A 16,755-nucleotide genomic window follows, 5' to 3' on the forward strand; every position below is an offset into this window, starting at 1 on the left:
CCAAACCGCCCTGCTCGCCCATCGCCTGCGGCAGCGTGGCCGCCACGCACTGCGCGGGCCAGACCGATCATATGGTAATGCCCGTGGCGCACACCGCGATGATCTACGCCCCACCGGTGGTCGATCAGATCGCGCACTTCCTGCGCGCCGGCCATTTCGGAGGCGAACGGTCCTGACCGGCTTGGAACGCCGATAAACGCGGATCGATCTGATCCACGAACGCAAGATATCAGCATATGTCAGGGAAAATGGTGGAGCCTAGGGGGATCGAACCCCTGACCTCGTCATTGCGAACGACGCGCTCTCCCAGCTGAGCTAAGGCCCCAAAGGAGCGCTGCCTATAGGCGAGGCATCAGGGCCTTGCAATGATCTTTTGCGCAAAAAATTCCCCTCGCTCCTAATCTCGATCAAGGGCAAGGAAATCCGCAGTTTTCTGCGGTCGGCGAGGCGGTGCATGGGTCGGATGTTTCCCCTGCGTAACGCCCGGAACGATGCCTCTGCCCGACCATTGATCCACCGACGGCGCCCAGGATGCGCCGCCGGAATTGATCAAGGAGATGGACGATGGGTTACCAAAGCGGACGCCGCTATGGCGAGGATCGCTATTCGACCGGCTGGGACCGCGGAGACCGTTACCGCACCGGGCGCGACTGGCGCGACGATCGTGGCTCCCGCTACGGCACGCGCGGCCAATTCGGCGGCCCCGACCTGCGTCGCCCTCCGGCCGACTATGACTATGAGGAACGCGGTTTCTTCGACCGCGCGGGCGATGAAGTCCGCAGCTGGTTCGGCGATGAAGATGCCGAACGCCGCCGCGAGTTCGATGAATATTATAACCGCCCCTATGGCGATCCACGCGATCAGTCGAGCCGGCTGGGCTACGCCTCCGCGTCGGGCAACGACTATCTGCCGGGACGCGGTTTCAGGCCATATAGCGGCGAACGCAGTGGATATGGCAACGAGGATCACGGCTATCGCAACCGCGCCTTTGGTCCACAACAGGACTATGGCGCGCACCATGACAGCAATTATCATAGCTGGCGGCAGCAGCGTATCGACGAGCTGGACCGCGACTATGCGGAATATCAGAACGAGAACCGGGATCGCTTCAACAGTGAATTCGGCACCTGGCGGACCCGGCGCGGCGAACAGCGCCAAGCTGTCCAGCAGGTCAGGGAACATCACGAGGTCGTTGGCAGCGACGGCGAGCATGTGGGGACCGTCGACAAGCTGCGCGGCGATCGCATCATCCTGACCAAGAGCGACCAGGATGCCGGCGGCGTCCACCATTCGATCCCTTCCAGCTGGATCAAGTCGGTCGACGCGACCAAGGTTACGCTGGAAAAGACCGCCGACGAAGCGCAGGCCGCGTGGCGCACCGAACGCGAGCAGAATGCCCTGTTTGGCGACCGCGATCAGGATCGGGGCGGCTCGACCCGCGAAGGCTATGCCAGCAGCAGCACAAGCTACAGCGGCAATCGCTATCGCTGAACGTCGCGTATGAAATGAAAGAAGGCCCGGCCCTCTGCGACCGGGCCTTCTTCATGCCGGCTTGCGCGAGGGCGGCCGACAATGCCAAAGCATCGGCCCGTCCCGCACGAGGCCCACATGCCCACCATCATCCTGCTTGTCCTGTCCAACATCTTCATGACCATCGCCTGGTACTGGCATCTCAAGGGCGGGATGGAAAAGCCGATCCTGCTGGTCATCCTGATCAGCTGGGGCATTGCCCTCATCGAATATTGCCTGGCTGTACCCGCCAACCGCATCGGATATGCCCATGGTTGGAGCGCGGGCCAGCTCAAGGTCGCACAGGAAGCGATCGCACTGATCGTCTTCGGCGGCTTCATGGTGACGGTGCTGGGCGAGCCGCTGCATTGGCGACATCTTGCAGCCTTCGCCTGCATCATGGGCGCGGTCGGATTTCTGTTCGTTGGTCGCGCCTGATCGCGTCAGGACACGGCGCGCAGTTCCTCGGGCAGTTCATCTGCGCTTGTACCGAAACAGGCGATGCGTGGACTGGCACTATATGTGCTGAACTGCTCCAACGGCAGCGCGGTGCCGCAAAAGGCGCATTCCGCAACCATCCGTCCGACAATCCAGTGCTGGCGCGTACAGGACGGACAGCGATTCACCTCGCCAGTGTGATAGAGGGGGCTGAAGCCTTTCGCGAATGACGGCCGCGCCGTCCCGAATCCGGTATGCATCATATTCTTCCTCGATTGCCTGCGAAACCAACGCACGAAATGCGAAAGGTTTCACTTGCGAACCAAAGAGGCTTGCCGACAACACATGGTGGAGCGGTCTTAACAGATCGTTGATCCGGGCATGAATGTCACTCTTCCTCTGCTTCTGCTCGTCGCCACCGACGCCGTCGTGGCGCCTCCCACTCCGGTCGCGAAAGACCGCGCCGATCATTATGTCTGGGGTGGCGTCAATGATGGCTGGCATCTGGTCAGGCAGTCCGACCTTTCCGTGATCGAGGAAAGAATGGCGCCCGGCACGGCGGAAGTGCGTCATTTTCATCGCAAGGCGCGACAGTTCTTCTACGTGCTGACTGGCGAACTGACGATGGAGGCTGACGGCCGGACCCATCGTCTGGCCAGGGGCCAAGGAATCGAAATTGCACCTGGCATCCCCCATCAAGCCCGGAACGACAGCGAAGCACCGGTAGAGATGCTGGTCACATCATCACCCAAGAGCCATGGCGACCGGGTGGATGCCCCTTTGCCCTAGAGCGATTTCCAGGCGATCGGAATCGATCGCCGGTTTGGGTGGAAGCGGACATTCTTGACTTCGTCATCCCGGCGCATGCCGGGATCCAGGGTGGCTAAAAACAACCCTGGATGCTGACTTTCGTCAGCATGACGGGAATGGATGAGGGGTATGCGACCTCATGAGAATAGGCCAGCCCTGCGCCAATCCCCTCATCCAACTTCGCCTAACCGCTACACGGAAAGGCTGGGTATCCTTCTCCCTCCAAGGGAGAAGGAATAACGGGAAATGGCTGCTTCCGGTCGTCGGCTTACTCAGCCGCCGGCAACGCCCTTGCTTCTTCCGCCTGCACATCGCGGGCGATGACGTCGAGGGGCTCCATCGCCTCGATTTCCTTCCCGCCGGTTTCGATATCGAGGTCGCGGAACTTGCGGCCGGTGGAGAGGACGCGCGTTTCAAAGCTGCCGATGAAGCTGTTATAGTTGGACACCGCGCTGTTGAGGCCCGAACCGAGACGCTTCAGGTGCGTCGCGACGACGGAGAGGCGCTCGTACAGTTCCTTACCGAGTTGGCCGACCTGCTGCGCCTGTTCCTGCATCTTGGCCTGGCGCCAGTGGCCTGCGAGGGTGCGGGCGAGCGGCAGGAAGGTTGCCGGGCCGCAGATGATGACGCGGTTGCGGGCGGCGCGCTCCCACAATTCCATGTCCGCCTCCAGCGCGGCGGTGACGAAATTGTCACCAGGCACATACATGATGACGAAGTCGGGCGCCTTGGCGAACTGTTCCCAATAGGCCTTGCGACCCAGCGCATCGGCATGGGTGCGCACGGCGCGGGCATGGTCGGCCAGATAGCGTTCTCGCGCCGCCGGATCGACCTGATCGACGGCGTTCAGATAGGCCTCCAGCGAGCATTTGACGTCGACCACCAGTTGCTGGTCGCCCGGCAGGCGGATGATGAAGTCCGGGCGCAGACGACCGTCTTCGACGGTAACGGAGACTTCTTCCTGAAAGTCCACGAAGGGCGAGAGGCCCGCCGTCTCGATCAGATTCTTGAACTGCTGCTCGCCCCAGCGACCGCGCGTCTTGGGCGCCGCGCGCAGGGCATTGACCAGCTTGGCCGTCTCCTCGCGCACCTGTCCCTGCCCCGCATGGACCATGGCGATCGCCTCGCGCAGTTCGGCGTAGCTGCCGACCCGGTCCTTCTCGACGCGCGCAAGGCCTTCCTCATAGCGCTTAAGCGTGGTTTCGACCGGATTGAGGAGCGTCTTGAGCTGCGCCTCGCTCTTCTCGTTCGCCTGGGCGAAACGCTGGTCGGCGCGGGTCAGGAACTGGGTCTGCGCTTGGTCGAGCAGCTTGCCGCCAATCTCGCTGAACTGGGCGGACAATTGCTCCTTGGCATCCTTGAGCGCGGCGATCTGCTGCTCGAAGGCCTTGGTGCGTGCCTGGGTGTCGGACTGGAGCGCCGCCAGTTCGCGCAATGCGGTTTCGCGATCGGCCTGAACATGGTCCAGCCGCTCCATGGCGGCAGCCTGCACCGCTTCCAGCTTCTGACTGGCGGCGATCTGCGTCGCTTCCAGCCGCTGTTCGGATGCCAGCTGTGCCGATTCGAGCCGACTGATCCGGGTCGCAGCCTGCACAACCCGCTCCTGCTCGACCGCCAGTTCGGCAATAGCGGCGTTGCGCTGGGCCGTGGCAAGGTCCAGTTTCCCACCAAGGTCGGCCTTTTCCCCCGCCAGCGGCGCGACGGCCTTGCCCTTGAGCAGCCAGCCGACGGCAAGGCCGATTAGCAGCGCAACGGGAACGAGAAGGGCGGCCAGGCTGTCCATTGCATATCCTTGTCTGGAACGAAACGGGAACCTAGCGGCATGGGCGGCGGGTCGCAAGTCCGACAGCAAACTAGACAATCGAAACGATAATGGGAAATTCAATAGTTAGCTAACTATTATAGTCACGCGGCCTGTGCTCCCGGTGCGGCGAAGCGCTGCCGATAATCGCCCGGCGACAGGCCGACCAGCCTGTGGAAAAGTTTGCGGAAGGCGGCTGCATCCTCATAGCCGACGCTCCATGCGATCTGGTCGACGGTGCGTCTGGTAAACTCCAGATGCTCGCGCGCCTTGGCGACGCGCAGATGCTGGACATATTCGATCGGGGTCATGGCGGTAGCGGCCTTGAAACGGCGCTGGAAGGTGCGTTCCTCAAGGGCCGCATGCGCCGCCATCTCGCCAACGCTGGCTGGTTTCGCCTCGCGGGCGGCAAGCCAGTGCTGAACTTTCAATATCGGCTCGTCGCCATGGGTCATGCGCGGCATGAAACGGGCGAAGTGTTTCTGCTCGCGTCCGGCGGTATCGACCAGCAGAAACTTTCCCGTATCCAGCATCACCGTCGGCCCCAGCAGCCGGTCGACCAATCGCATGCCAAGGTCTGTCCAGGCCATCAGCCCGCCCGCCGTGATCAGGTCGCCATCGTCGATCACGATCCGGTCGCAGTCCAGTCTCACCTTCGGGAAGCGATCACGAAACTGTTCGGCGAACCACCAGTGGGTCGTCGCCGGCCGCCCATCGAGCAGGCCGGTCGCCGCGAGCAGGAAGGCGCCGCCGCAATTGGACGCAAGCGTCGCGCCCTGTGCATGGCGATCAAGCAGCCAGCGGGCATAGGGCGCGGCCTCCTCCGCCTCCGGCACACCGGTCAGGCGACCGGGGACCAGCCAGATATCGGGCGTGCCGGGCAGGCCTTCATGCGTGTCGTGGCTGCGCGCGAAACAGCCATCGGCCTGCATCTGCCAATGGCTGACGCGCAGTAGCGGGCCGCCATGCCGGCGCGAGAATTGGCCGGCAATGTCGATCAGGTCGGTCATGCCATGGACCATCGCCTGCTGGCAGTTGCGGTAGAGGAGGATGCCGATTTCCGCCTTGGGCGTCTGCGTCGAGTCCATGATCCAGCACCTTTGTCGGAATCGGCCCGCTTAATGTCGGGACCGCCAATCCCGATCCTCCGTCATCTCCCCTAATTCTGCAAGCACAGGGCGTGAAGGACGCCCTTCTGAAAGACGGGAAGGGAATTTCACATGAGCAATTTCATCACTACCAGGGACGGCACCCGCATCTTCTACAAGGACTGGGGACCGCGCGATGGCCAGCCGATCGTCTTCTCCCATGGCTGGCCGCTCTCCGCCGACGCCTGGGACGCGCAGATGGTCTATTTCGCCAATCAGGGCTTCCGCACCATCGCCCATGACCGCCGCAGCCATGGCCGGTCGGATCAGGTGTGGGCCAACAACAATATGGACCAATATGCCGACGATCTGGCCGACCTGATCGAGGCGCTTGATCTGCACGATGTCGTGCTGGTCGGCCATTCGACCGGCGGCGGCGAAGTCACCCGCTATGTCGGCCGCCATGGCACGAAGCGGGTCGCGAAGCTGGCGCTGATCGGTGCGGTGCCTCCGCTGATGCTGAAGACAGAAGCCAATCCGGGCGGCCTGCCGATCGACGTGTTCGACGGTATCCGCAAGGGGACGTTCGATAATCGCAGCCAGTTCTTCAAGGATCTGACCATCCCCTTCTACGGCTATAATCGCGATGGTGCGATCATTTCCGAAGGCATTCGCGAGGAGTTCTGGCGGCAGGGAATGATGGGCGGCCTGAAGGGCCAACTGGACTCGATCCGGGCCTTTTCGGAAAGCGATTTCCATGCCGACCTCGCCAAGGTCGATGTGCCGACGCTCGTCCTGCATGGCGATGACGATCAGATCGTCCCGATCGGTGCTGCCGCCCTCTCCACCATCAAGATCGTTACGCATGCGGTGCTGAAGGTGTATGAAGGCGCAGACCATGGGCTGACGCAGACTCACCAGGATCGGTTCAACGCCGACCTGCTCGATTTCGTCAACGGCTGACAAACCAAAGTTCCGTTCGCCCTGAGCGAAGTCGAAGGGCTCGGCCGACCGAAGGGAGGCTGCTTCGCTTCGCTCAGCCTGAACGGGATCAAAATTGTTCTTAACAGGAGAACCCCCATGACCAACGAAACCATCCTCATCACCGGCGCGTCGGACGGCATCGGCGCGGTCTATGCCGATCGCTTCGCCAAGCGCGGCGCGAACCTGATCCTCGTCGCCCGCAGGGCCGAGAAGCTGGAGGCTCTGGCCGCCACCTTGCGCGAAACCGGCGTCGCCGTCGAAGTGATCGCCGCCGACCTCGCCAAAGCCGATGACCTCGCCCGGATCGAGGCGCGGCTGCGCGACGACGACGCCATCACCGGCCTCGTCAACAATGCCGGTATTGCGGGCGAACAGAGTTTCGTCGAAACCGACCCGGTCTATCTGACCGGCATGATCGACCTCAATATCCTGGCCGTGACCCGGCTGTCGCGGGCGATCGCGCCGCGACTGGCAGCGAAGGGCGCCGGGACGCTGATCAACATCACCTCGGTCACGGCGCTGATGCCCGACGGCTTCACGGCGGTCTATCCCGCGACCAAGGCTTATGTACTGGCCTTTACCGAAGCATTGCAAATCGAACTGGGCGGCAAGGGGGTGAAGGTGCAGGCGGTGTTGCCGGGCATCACCCGGACGGCCATCTGGACGGACGAGCAGATCGCCACCATACCGCCGCACATGGTGATGGATGTGGAGGTGATGGTCGACGCGGCGCTGGCCGGCCTCGACCAGAGCGAGGCGATCACCATCCCGGCACTACCGGACAAGGCTGACCTCGACGCCTATCTCGCCGCACGGGCAGCGCTCCGCCCCAACCTGTCGCTCAAGGATGCGGCGGCTCGCTATCAGATTTGATGCAGACATTGCCAACAAAGCCGTTCGGGCTGAGCCTGTCGAAGCCCGCTTCTTCTTGCTGAAGACAAGGGAAGCCCTTCGACAAGCTCAGGCGAACGGATTGAGAGAATATTCCAAGGAGACACCCCATGATCCTCGGTTTTTCCATCCCCGAATTCATTGCCCTGCACGTCGCGATCAGCCTGATCGGCATCGCGACCGGCCTGATCGCCCTCCCCGCGCAGGCGAAAGGGCATTTCCTGCCACGAATGCAGGCGGTCTTCCTTGTCACCACCCTGCTCACCAGTCTCACCGGCTTCCTCTTTCCCTTTCGCGGCTTTACCCCGGCGATCGGGGTCGGGATCGTCTCGACGCTGGTGCTTGCGGTCGCCTTTGCGGCGCTTTACGGGTTCAGACTGGGTGGCCGGGCGCGGATCGTCTATGCGGTGAGCGCGACGACGGCGCTGTGGCTCAACCTGTTCGTGCTTGTGGTGCAGGGCTTCCTGAAGCTGCCCGCGCTCAATGCGCTGGCTCCGACCGGCAGCGAACCGCCCTTCCTCGCCGCGCAAGGGCTGCTGCTGATCGTCATGCTGATCCTGGGCGCGGCGATCATCCGTCAACCGATCGTCGCGCGGAAGGCGGCCAACCGCGCGATCGCCTGAACCAGCGTTTCATCCGTCTTGGAAAAGCAGAGGCGGACGAGATGCGTGACGGATTCCTCCGGGTAGAAGGCGGAGATCGGGATCGCCGCCACCCCCGCCTCTTCGATGATCCGGTTGCAGAAGGTCACATCGTCAAGCGCAATGCCGGAGGCGGACAGGTCGATCGAGAGAAACCAAGTCGCCCCGCTGGGCCGAACGACATAGCCCGCCTCTCGCAATCCCGCCGCCAGTCGATCGCGCGACGCCTGATAGGCGCCGCGTTGCGCATCGAACCAGTTGTCGGAATAGCCCAGCCCCTCCGCCACGGCCCATTGCAGGTTTGGCGGGGTCGTGAAGGTCAGGAATTGATGGGCACGGCCGAGCAGGGTGGCGATCGGCGGCGCGGCGCACATCCAGCCGACCTTCCAGCCAGTGACGGAGAAGATCTTGCCCGCCGACCCGATCTTGATGGTGCGATTGCGCATCCCTGGAAAGCCGATCAGCGGGCGATGGGGGATGCCGTCATAAATCGTCTGTTCCCAAACCTCGTCGCAGATGGCGATCAGGTCATGAGCGACGCAGAGGTCGGCCAGCAGCGCCAGTTCCGCGTCGCGCAGGACGATGCCGGTCGGATTCACCGGATTGTTCATCAGCAGGATGCGGGTGCGCGGCGTGATCGCCGCCTCCAGCGCTTCGCGCGCAACGCGCCAGTCGGGCGGCGTCAGCTTCACGACCTTCGCCACGCCTCCGACTCGCTCCACCAGCGGCAGATAGGCATCGTAGAGCGGGGCGAGCATCAGCACCTCGTCGCCCGGCCGGACGAGCGCGAGCAAGCTGGCCGCGATCGCCTCGGTCGCGCCGGAGGTGACGATGACCTCCTGTGGAGACAGGTCCAGCCCCTGATGCCGCGCATAATGGCACGCCACCGCCGCGCGCAGTTCGGCAAGGCCGGGCATGGGCGGATATTGGCTGGAACAGGTGAGCAGCGCATCGGCCGCCGCCTGAAGCACGTCGCGCGGGCCGGGGCCTTCGGGAAAGCCCTGCCCCAGATTGATCGCCCCGGTCTCGCGGGCGCGGGCGGACATATGTTCGAAAATGGTGGTCGGCATGTCCCGATAGACGGGATGGCCGAGGGAAGGCGTCTGGGTCATTTGGCCAGGATGTTCCCAAGGCGGGGGATGGGTCAAGCGAACCTCTCCCGCTCCATCGTCCGATAGGATAATATGGCGGCAATATTGTCAGATGAGCGAGCCGCGATGATCGACCAACTCTTCCTGAAGCATCCGCGTGAAGTGCATGAAAGCTATCCCCAGCATATGGGGGTGGCGATGCGTTTCGGTTTCCTGATGGTGCGATCCGGGCTGGCCTGCATGATCCACGGAATCGTCCCGGCACTGTTCACCCGGACGGGAAGCAGCATGGTGAAACGCCTCTATGGCGAGATGCGCCAGCGCCAGCCGGACCTGGAGGAGCGGACGCCAGCCTATCTCAGCCCGCAATGGCGGCCGGAATATGAGATTTGAGCGACGAGACGTAGGTCGCACGGATGTGTGGCGGATGATGTTTCCACAAAAGCGGCATGGTCGCTGCCGCCGTGAAAGCCGACGTGCATTGTTTGCACCGTAAGCCCTTAATCGTTTGAAAAGCCGCCAAATGCCGATGTCCGGCCGGATCCTGTCGACCAGAATGTCCGCAACAGCGCCGCCTTTCACCGTCCGGAAGGAGTCAAACTTGCAAAAAGCTCACGCACGTACTAGATGGTACACAATGTCGCAGCCGCGACGGTCTGGTGACTCGGTTTCCCATCGACCACAGAGCGGCACTCTCCGACGACCATAAGATATGAAGGAGGTGCCGCGTGTCGGGCACGAAAATGCGGGGCCAGCCGCTCGTTCGCGGTTGGCTGCTTCTGTTGGGGGCGGTGATTGTTGCCGCAGGATTGTTCTTCACGATCGGTGGCGCCAAGCTCATCATGCTGGGCGGCAGTCGCTATTTCCTGATCGCCGGCATAGCGCTGGTGGCTGCGGGGCTGCTCATCGCGCTGCGCCGGGCGGCGGGAGGATTATTGTTCGGCGCCCTCTTCCTGCTCACCATCGTCTGGGCGGTGCAGGAAGTCGGCTTCAGCTTCTGGCCGCTGATATCCCGCCTGCTGGCGATGGGCGTGGGCGCGACGGTGATCGCCCTATCCTATCCGCTGCTGCGGCGTCGGGATGGTTCAGCACCCGCATGGCGGCCTGCCCTGCTGATCGCGGCGCTGGTCGGGCTGGGATCGGCCGCCGGAGCCGCCGGCATGTTCATCGCGCATCCGACCGTTGTCTTCGCCGGCCAAGCCGCGCCGCTGGTTCCAGTCGATCCGGCGCAGACGCAGAAGGACTGGACCGCCTATGGCAACACGTCCGGCGGTAGTCGCTTCGTCGCGCTCGACCAGATCACGCGCGACAATGTGAACGATCTCAAGGTCGCCTGGACCTATCGTACCGGCGATATCGCGCTGAGCGACGGCAATGGTGCGGAGGACCAGAATACCCCGCTTCAGGTCGGCGACACGCTGTTCATCTGCACGCCGCACAATAATGTCATCGCGCTCGACGCCGACACCGGCCGTGAGAAGTGGAAGACGCTGATCAATGCCAGGGCATCGGTCTGGATGCGCTGCCGCGGCCTTGCCTATTTCGACGCCCATGCGCCGATCCAGCAGCCCAGCCTGCCCGGTGCGACGCCGGTGACGGCCGTGACGGTGCCGACGGGCGCCGCCTGCCAGCGCCGCATCCTGATGAACACCATCAATGCCGAACTGATCGCGCTCGATGCCGACACCGGCAAGTTCTGCTCCGATTTCGGCACCAATGGCCGGGTCGACCTGAAGGCTGGTCTCGGCAATGCCCCCGACCCCCAATATCAGCTGACTTCCGCGCCGACGCTGGCCGGCACGACCGTGGTAGTCGGAGGCCGTGTCGCCGATAATGTCCAGGTCGACATGCCCGGCGGCGTGATGCGCGGCTTCGACGTCGTCAGCGGCAAGCTGCGTTGGGCGTTCGATCCGGGCAATCCGGCCATCACCGGCACCCCACCGGCGGGCAAGACCTATGCCCGCTCGACCCCCAATGTCTGGGCCGCCATGTCCTATGACCCGGCGTCGAACACGGTGTTCATGCCGGTCGGCAGTGCCTCGGTCGATCTCTATGGCGTGACCCGCAGCGCGCTCGACCATGAATATGGCGCATCGATGCTGGCGCTCGATGCCACCACCGGCCGCGAGAAATGGCATTTCCAGACGGTCCATAACGATCTGTGGGACTTCGACCTGCCGATGCAGCCGAGCTTCGTCGACTTCCCCGTCGATGCCGGCCGCAAGGTACCCGCGCTCGTCTTCGGCACCAAGGCAGGGCAGGTCTATGTGCTCGACCGCGCCACCGGCAAGCCGCTGACGCAGGTCAAGGAAGTGCCGGTCAAGCCCGCGAACATTCCGGGCGAGCCCTATTCGCTGACCCAGCCCAAGTCGCTCGGCATGCCGCAGATCGGCGTCGGCCCGCTGACCGAGGCAGACATGTGGGGAGCGACCCCGTTCGACCAGCTGCTCTGCCGCATCGCGTTCAAGGGCATGCGCTATGAGGGGCTGTACACCGCGCCGGGCACCGACAAGTCGCTGAGCTTCCCCGGATCGCTGGGCGGCATGAACTGGGGCGGCATCTCAACCGATCCGACCAGCGGCACCATCTTCGTCAACGACATGCGGCTTGGCCTGTGGGTCCAGATGTTCCCGCAGACGGCGGCGCAGAAGGGCCAGTCGGGAAGTGCGGGTGAAGCGGTCAATACCGGCATGGGCAGCGTTCCGCTGAAGGGCACGCCCTATTCGGTGGTGAAGGACCGCTTCCTGTCGGCACTCGGTATCCCCTGCCAGGCGCCGCCCTATGGCACGCTGACTGCGATCGACCTCAAGAGCCGCGCCATCAAGTGGCAGGTGCCAGTGGGAACGGTGCGCGACACCGGGCCGATGGGCATTCGCATGGGCCTGCCGATCCCGATCGGCATGCCCACGCTGGGCGGCACGCTGGCGACGCAAGGCGGGCTGGTCTTCATCGCCGGTACGCAGGATTTCTACCTGCGCGCCTTCAACGCGGCGACCGGGGCGGAAGTTTGGAAAGCACGCCTGCCGGTCGGCAGTCAGGGCGGACCGATGAGCTACAAGTCGCCCCGGAGCGGCAAGCAATATGTGGTGGTAACGGCGGGCGGGGCGCGCCAGTCGCCCGACCGGGGCGATTATGTGATCGCCTACACGCTGCGCTGAAGCGCGGGCGGAGCGGCCTGACGCCGTTCCGCCCGCCTCCTTTCATCATTCCTATTGCCCCGCGCCCTGTTGCCGCGCGGAAGGGAGGGGCTTTGGCCCAGATCGTTCATCCATGTGCCCGCCTGACTCTTGCGGGATTGCTGACCGCCCTGTCGATCGCGGGCGCCCGTGCGCAGGAAGCTGCCCCGGACAAGACGGCGGTCGCGCCGCGCGAGACGCTGACCGGCGACTGGGGCGGGTTGCGCACCCGACTGAAGCAGGCGGGCGTCACCGTTCGCGCCGACTATGTCGGGGAGGCCTTCGCGGCGGTCGACGGCGGCCAGCAGCGCGGCAGCGCCTACACCCAGCAACTGCGCGCAGGGGTGGATTTCGACATGGACCGGATCGTCGGCCTGTCCGGCGCGACGCTGCATCTCACCATCAACGATCGGCGCGGCGTCGGCATATCGTCCGATATCGTCGGCAATCGCCTGCCCATACAGGAGGCGGCCGGCGGCAATTATACCCGGCTGTCGGAACTCAGCTACGAACAGAATTTCGACAATGGCCGGCTCAACCTGCGGTTGGGCTATTTCGCCATGGGTAATGATCTGGGTGGCATGATCCTGGGCTGTAATTTCGTCAACGCCGCCTTCTGCGCCCATCCGCTATCGGAATCCGGCAATAGCGGCTGGTATAACTATCCCAATGCACGCTGGGGCGCGGCGGTCCGTTATCGTCTGCGGCCTGATGTAACGCTGCGCACCGGGGTCTATCAGGTCAATCCGCGGCTCAACGATCCGGACAATGCCTTTCGCCCCTTTGCCGGCGGAACCACCGGCGTCCTGCTACCGCTGGAGCTGGAATATGATCCCGGCATCGCGCCCGGCAGCCGCGTTCTGCCCGGCCATTACAAGCTGGGCGTCTATTATGACAGTTCGCGCGCCGCCCGGCGCGGCGAACAGGGTATGCTGCGCGGCCGCTATGGCATCTACGCGCTGGCCGACCAGATGATTCTGCGCGAAGGCAACGGCAGTCGCGGACTGTCCATCTTCGCCCAGTTCACCGCCAATCCGGCGGCATCGGCGCAGATCACCCACTGGTATGCGGCGGGGGTGGTCAAAACCGGCACGTTCTCCGGCAGGGACGCTGACAGCATCTCGATCGGAATCGTCCATGCACAGGTCAATCCGCGCCTGCGCCGCGCCGAGGCCGATAGGCAGGACATTCCCGGCGGCTATGCCGCGCTACCGGTGGGGGAAACGGCGATTGAACTGAGTTATGGCGTCCAGCTCCGCCGTTGGCTCAGCATTCGGCCGGACGTGCAATATATTCTCGATCCCGGCGCCTTCGCCTATCGCCGCACCAATGACGCGCTTGCGCTGGGCGGCCAGGTCAAGATGCAGTTTTGAGGCGCGCCATATTCGCCTCCCGGCTGCCACCGGCCGGAGAAGCGACACCATCTGTTGATATTGTCCCTTTCTCCACCTCGCCTTGCGAGCGCGAGCAGCTTATTGCAATGCACAATCATCGCGCCAGCGGCCGACCCGCCAGCCTGTCGATCAAGGAGGAATGCGCTTGGTTCCCGACAAGAAAACCCAGATCGTCATCGTTGGCGGTGGCGCCGCCGGCCTCGAACTCGCACGCAAGCTGGGCGCCCGCTACGGCCGCAAGCGGCATGACATCATCCTGATCGACCGCAACCGCACCCATATCTGGAAGCCGCTGTTGCATGAAGTCGCGACTGGATCGCTCGACGCGAGCCTGGACGAGGTCGGCTATCGCAGCCACTGCCATCGCTGGGGCTATCGCTATCTCTACGGCACGTTGCAGAGCATCGATCGTACGGCCCAGCGCGTCCATATCGCGCCGGTGTTCGATCCCAAGGGCCGCGAAGTGGTGAGCGCCCATTCCGTCCGCTATGATTATCTGGTGCTGGCCTATGGCTCTGTGACCAATGATTTCGGAACGCCGGGCGTGGCCGATAATTGCCTGTTTCTCGACAGCCGGGCGCAGGCCGACAGCTTCCGCGACCAGTTGCTCGACCATTGCCTGCGCGTGTCGCGCGCCATGTCGGCCGACCCGGCATCGGACGCGCGGGTACGGATCGCCATCGTCGGTGGTGGCGCCACCGGCGTCGAACTGGCCGCGGAACTCTATAACGCCGCCGATGCGCTGGGCTATTATGGGCTGGAAGTGTTCGATCGCCAGCGGCTCGACGTGACTCTGCTGGAGGCGGGACCGCGCATCCTGCCGGCGCTGCCCGACCGGCTGGCGGACGCCGCGCGCGAGGAACTGGAAGCGCTGGGCGTCAAGGTTCGCGCCGGCGTCGCCGTCACCACCTCCACGCCCGAGGGTATGGAAACGAAGGATGGCGGCTTCATCCCCGCCGATCTTCAGGTCTGGGCCGCAGGCGTCAAGGCCGCGCCGATCCGCGACGGGCTGGACGGGCTGGAATTCTCCCGCGCCGGCCAGATCATCGTGCGGCCGACGCTGCAAAGCATGATCGACGATCGCGTCTTCGCAATGGGCGACTGTGCTTCCTACACGCCCGAAGGCGCCGACCGCCCGATCCCGCCCCGCGCGCAGGCGGCGCACCAGATGGCGGATACGGTCTTCGCCAATCTCGGCCAGTTGATGGCCGCCCGGCCGCTCAAGACCTTCGTCTACCGCGACCATGGCTCGCTGGTGTCGCTCAGCCGCTATTCGACGGTCGGATCGCTGATGGGCAAGCTGGTCGGCGGCCGCATGGCGGTGGAAGGGCGCCTCGCCCGGTTCGTCTACATGTCGCTCTATCGCATGCACCTGCTCGCCGTACATGGCTGGGTGCGCGGCCCCGCGCTGATCGTGGTGAGCCATATCAACCGCATCGTCCGGCCGCGCCTGAAACTGCATTGAGCGAAAGCGGGTTTGCCAAGCTGCGACGGACACCGGGCATTGATAGACTCAAACAAAAAGCCGCCCGGTGGGGGCGGCTCATCATGTCGTAGGGGTGCGGCCGCTTAGTGGCCGAATGTCCCCCGGGCATTCGCAATCTCGGCTTCATTCCCACTCAATTCTTTCATCAGTCGTAAGTATCTGATTTTTAACAATAAAAATATTTTTTGCTGCCCGCGGCCGTCGGTCGGCACGTCAGAATGTTACGCTTTTGAATTTATTGGATAATTCGATAAATTCTCTCTTGTCCAGCATTCAACTACATTCGGAGCGCGGACTTCCGATTGCGTGACTTGGCTATGAAGGTCCGAAAAATAGTCACCGGTAAAATACCGCCATTCGATGCAAGTTTACAAGGGCCCCGGTTCCACCGATCCCCCTCAACGAAAACGCTTTATGGCGCCTTCAGGTGACAAGCAGCAACGATGTCCTCCGACCTCGGTCATCCGCACGAAATCAGTCGACCAACACCGTGAGCTTGGCAGGCTCCAGTCACCAACCTTTCTCTGAAGCTAGCGCTCCATCTCCAGTGATTTGACACCTGATTGTTGTTTTTATATGCCGTATATGCGATTTAAAGTTCGTATATAAGAATTAAATGCAACTTTGAGTGCAGGGAGAGGAGAGACAATGAAGTACGCCCGTTGGTGCGGAATCGCGATCCTTGCAACTGGTCTGGCAGCGACTGTAGATGGCCAGACGCTGTCGGAAAGCTGGAAACCCGTCACTTCCGACCGGGTTCTTCATCCCGACGATGGGTCATGGCTTTCCTATCGTCGAACATATGACGCAACCGCTTTCAGCCCGCTTCATCAGATCGACAGTACGAACGTCAACCAATTGCGTGCGGTCTGGACCTACGCCGTGCCAGACAATAGCCGCTGGGCGCCGGAACCGCTGATCGCTAACGGCGTGATGTATCTGGTGCAGGGCGGCGGCCGTGTCACGGCCCTTGATGCCGTGTCGGGAGACACGCTGTGGGTACATGATCGGCGCTATCCCGCTGATATCGTCGCATCGCAGGCTTTCGGCCGTGCGCGTGGCCTGGCCATCTATGACGACGTGATCTACTGGGGCACCGCCGACACCCATCTGCTTGCGCTGGAAGCACGAACCGGGAAGCTGATCTGGGAAACGTCGACAGGCGACTATCATGACGCGGATGGCCATAATCATGCGCCCCTCGTCGCCGATGGCAAGGTCTTCATCGGCCATGCCGGCGGCGATCTGGGCGTGCCGGGACGGATGCGCGCTTTCGATGCCAAGACCGGCAAACTTCTGTGGACAACACGCACTGCGCCGACTCGCGATGATCCCAAGGCTTATGCAAGCTGGGAAAAGCATGACACCATAAGGCCTGCCGGCGCTGCTCCGTGGAATTCGATCACCTATGATCCTGAATTGAAGCTTGTCTATTTCGGCACCGGC

15 protein-coding genes and 1 tRNA gene are annotated in these 16,755 nt (G+C 63.2%); 11 read left to right on the forward strand and 5 right to left on the reverse strand.

Annotated features, from left to right (window positions below):
* Positions 1-249: 249 nt before the first annotated feature.
* Positions 250-325: transfer RNA gene (locus VMR39_RS02680), tRNA-Ala, on the reverse strand.
* Between the two features lie 239 nt (positions 326-564).
* Here VMR39_RS02680 and VMR39_RS02685 point away from each other — a divergent pair.
* Both VMR39_RS02685 and VMR39_RS02690 read left to right on the forward strand, forming a co-directional pair.
* Positions 565-1,491 carry a DUF2171 domain-containing protein gene (locus tag VMR39_RS02685; protein ID WP_325414083.1) on the forward strand — a complete coding sequence of 309 codons (927 nt, stop codon included), beginning with the start codon at positions 565-567 and terminating at the stop codon, positions 1,489-1,491.
* 117 nt (positions 1,492-1,608) lie between these two features.
* Positions 1,609-1,947, forward strand: a complete 339-nt coding sequence (locus VMR39_RS02690) for a DMT family protein (protein WP_325414085.1) — start codon at positions 1,609-1,611, stop codon at positions 1,945-1,947.
* 5 nt (positions 1,948-1,952) lie between these two features.
* Here the strand turns inward: VMR39_RS02690 and VMR39_RS02695 are convergent, their stop codons facing one another.
* Positions 1,953-2,207 (reverse strand): hypothetical protein, encoded by a 255-nt coding sequence (locus VMR39_RS02695; protein WP_325414087.1) that lies wholly within the window; start codon positions 2,205-2,207, stop codon positions 1,953-1,955.
* A gap of 121 nt (positions 2,208-2,328) precedes the next feature.
* On the opposite strand from VMR39_RS02695, the gene VMR39_RS02700 reads away from it, so the two are divergent.
* Positions 2,329-2,736 (forward strand): cupin domain-containing protein, encoded by a 408-nt coding sequence (locus VMR39_RS02700; protein ID WP_325414089.1) that lies wholly within the window; start codon positions 2,329-2,331, stop codon positions 2,734-2,736.
* A 289-nt stretch (positions 2,737-3,025) separates the two neighbouring features.
* On the opposite strand, the gene rmuC is transcribed toward VMR39_RS02700, so the two are convergent.
* Both rmuC and VMR39_RS02710 read right to left on the reverse strand, forming a co-directional pair.
* Entirely contained in the window at positions 3,026-4,540 is a 1,515-nt protein-coding gene (gene rmuC / locus VMR39_RS02705) for a DNA recombination protein RmuC (RefSeq protein WP_325414091.1), read from the reverse strand.
* A gap of 122 nt (positions 4,541-4,662) precedes the next feature.
* A complete protein-coding gene (locus VMR39_RS02710) occupies positions 4,663-5,646 on the reverse strand; it encodes a GlxA family transcriptional regulator (protein WP_325414093.1) in 984 nt (327 codons plus the stop codon).
* Between the two features lie 132 nt (positions 5,647-5,778).
* On the opposite strand from VMR39_RS02710, the gene VMR39_RS02715 reads away from it, so the two are divergent.
* The 3 genes from VMR39_RS02715 to VMR39_RS02725 all read left to right on the forward strand — a co-directional run bounded on the left by VMR39_RS02715 (position 5,779) and on the right by VMR39_RS02725 (position 8,144).
* Positions 5,779-6,609, forward strand: coding sequence for an alpha/beta hydrolase (locus tag VMR39_RS02715; protein ID WP_325414095.1), 831 nt, complete (start codon positions 5,779-5,781; stop codon positions 6,607-6,609).
* Between the two features lie 117 nt (positions 6,610-6,726).
* Positions 6,727-7,503 carry an SDR family oxidoreductase gene (locus VMR39_RS02720; RefSeq protein WP_325414097.1) on the forward strand — a complete coding sequence of 259 codons (777 nt, stop codon included), beginning with the start codon at positions 6,727-6,729 and terminating at the stop codon, positions 7,501-7,503.
* 128 nt (positions 7,504-7,631) lie between these two features.
* On the forward strand, positions 7,632-8,144 hold the full coding sequence (locus VMR39_RS02725; RefSeq protein WP_325414099.1) for a hypothetical protein: 513 nt from the start codon (positions 7,632-7,634) through the stop codon (positions 8,142-8,144).
* Here VMR39_RS02725 and VMR39_RS02730 read toward each other — a convergent pair.
* A complete protein-coding gene (locus tag VMR39_RS02730) occupies positions 8,099-9,274 on the reverse strand; it encodes an aminotransferase (RefSeq protein WP_325414101.1) in 1,176 nt (391 codons plus the stop codon). The two genes, VMR39_RS02725 and VMR39_RS02730, sit on opposite strands and share 46 nt — an antisense overlap.
* Before the next feature lie 105 nt (positions 9,275-9,379).
* Here VMR39_RS02730 and VMR39_RS02735 point away from each other — a divergent pair, with 105 nt between their 5' ends.
* The 5 genes from VMR39_RS02735 to VMR39_RS02755 form a co-directional block, all read left to right on the forward strand.
* Positions 9,380-9,646 (forward strand): DUF6356 family protein, encoded by a 267-nt coding sequence (locus VMR39_RS02735; RefSeq protein WP_325414103.1) that lies wholly within the window; start codon positions 9,380-9,382, stop codon positions 9,644-9,646.
* A gap of 335 nt (positions 9,647-9,981) precedes the next feature.
* On the forward strand, positions 9,982-12,411 hold the full coding sequence (locus VMR39_RS02740) for a membrane-bound PQQ-dependent dehydrogenase, glucose/quinate/shikimate family (RefSeq protein WP_325414105.1): 2,430 nt from the start codon (positions 9,982-9,984) through the stop codon (positions 12,409-12,411).
* 92 nt (positions 12,412-12,503) lie between these two features.
* The gene (locus tag VMR39_RS02745) at positions 12,504-13,802 is read left to right on the forward strand and encodes a carbohydrate porin (protein WP_325414107.1); all 1,299 of its coding nucleotides are present in this window, start codon (positions 12,504-12,506) and stop codon (positions 13,800-13,802) included.
* Positions 13,803-13,962: 160 nt separating this feature from the next.
* Complete coding sequence (locus VMR39_RS02750; protein ID WP_325414109.1) at positions 13,963-15,288, forward strand: NAD(P)/FAD-dependent oxidoreductase; 1,326 nt, start codon at positions 13,963-13,965, stop codon at positions 15,286-15,288.
* A 669-nt stretch (positions 15,289-15,957) separates the two neighbouring features.
* Positions 15,958-16,755, forward strand: a 798-nt coding sequence (locus VMR39_RS02755) for a PQQ-binding-like beta-propeller repeat protein (RefSeq protein WP_325414111.1), incomplete at its 3' end; no start/stop codon positions are given.

The sequence above is a fragment of the Sphingobium sp. genome (assembly GCF_035511395.1).
Lineage (GTDB): Bacteria > Pseudomonadota > Alphaproteobacteria > Sphingomonadales > Sphingomonadaceae > Sphingobium.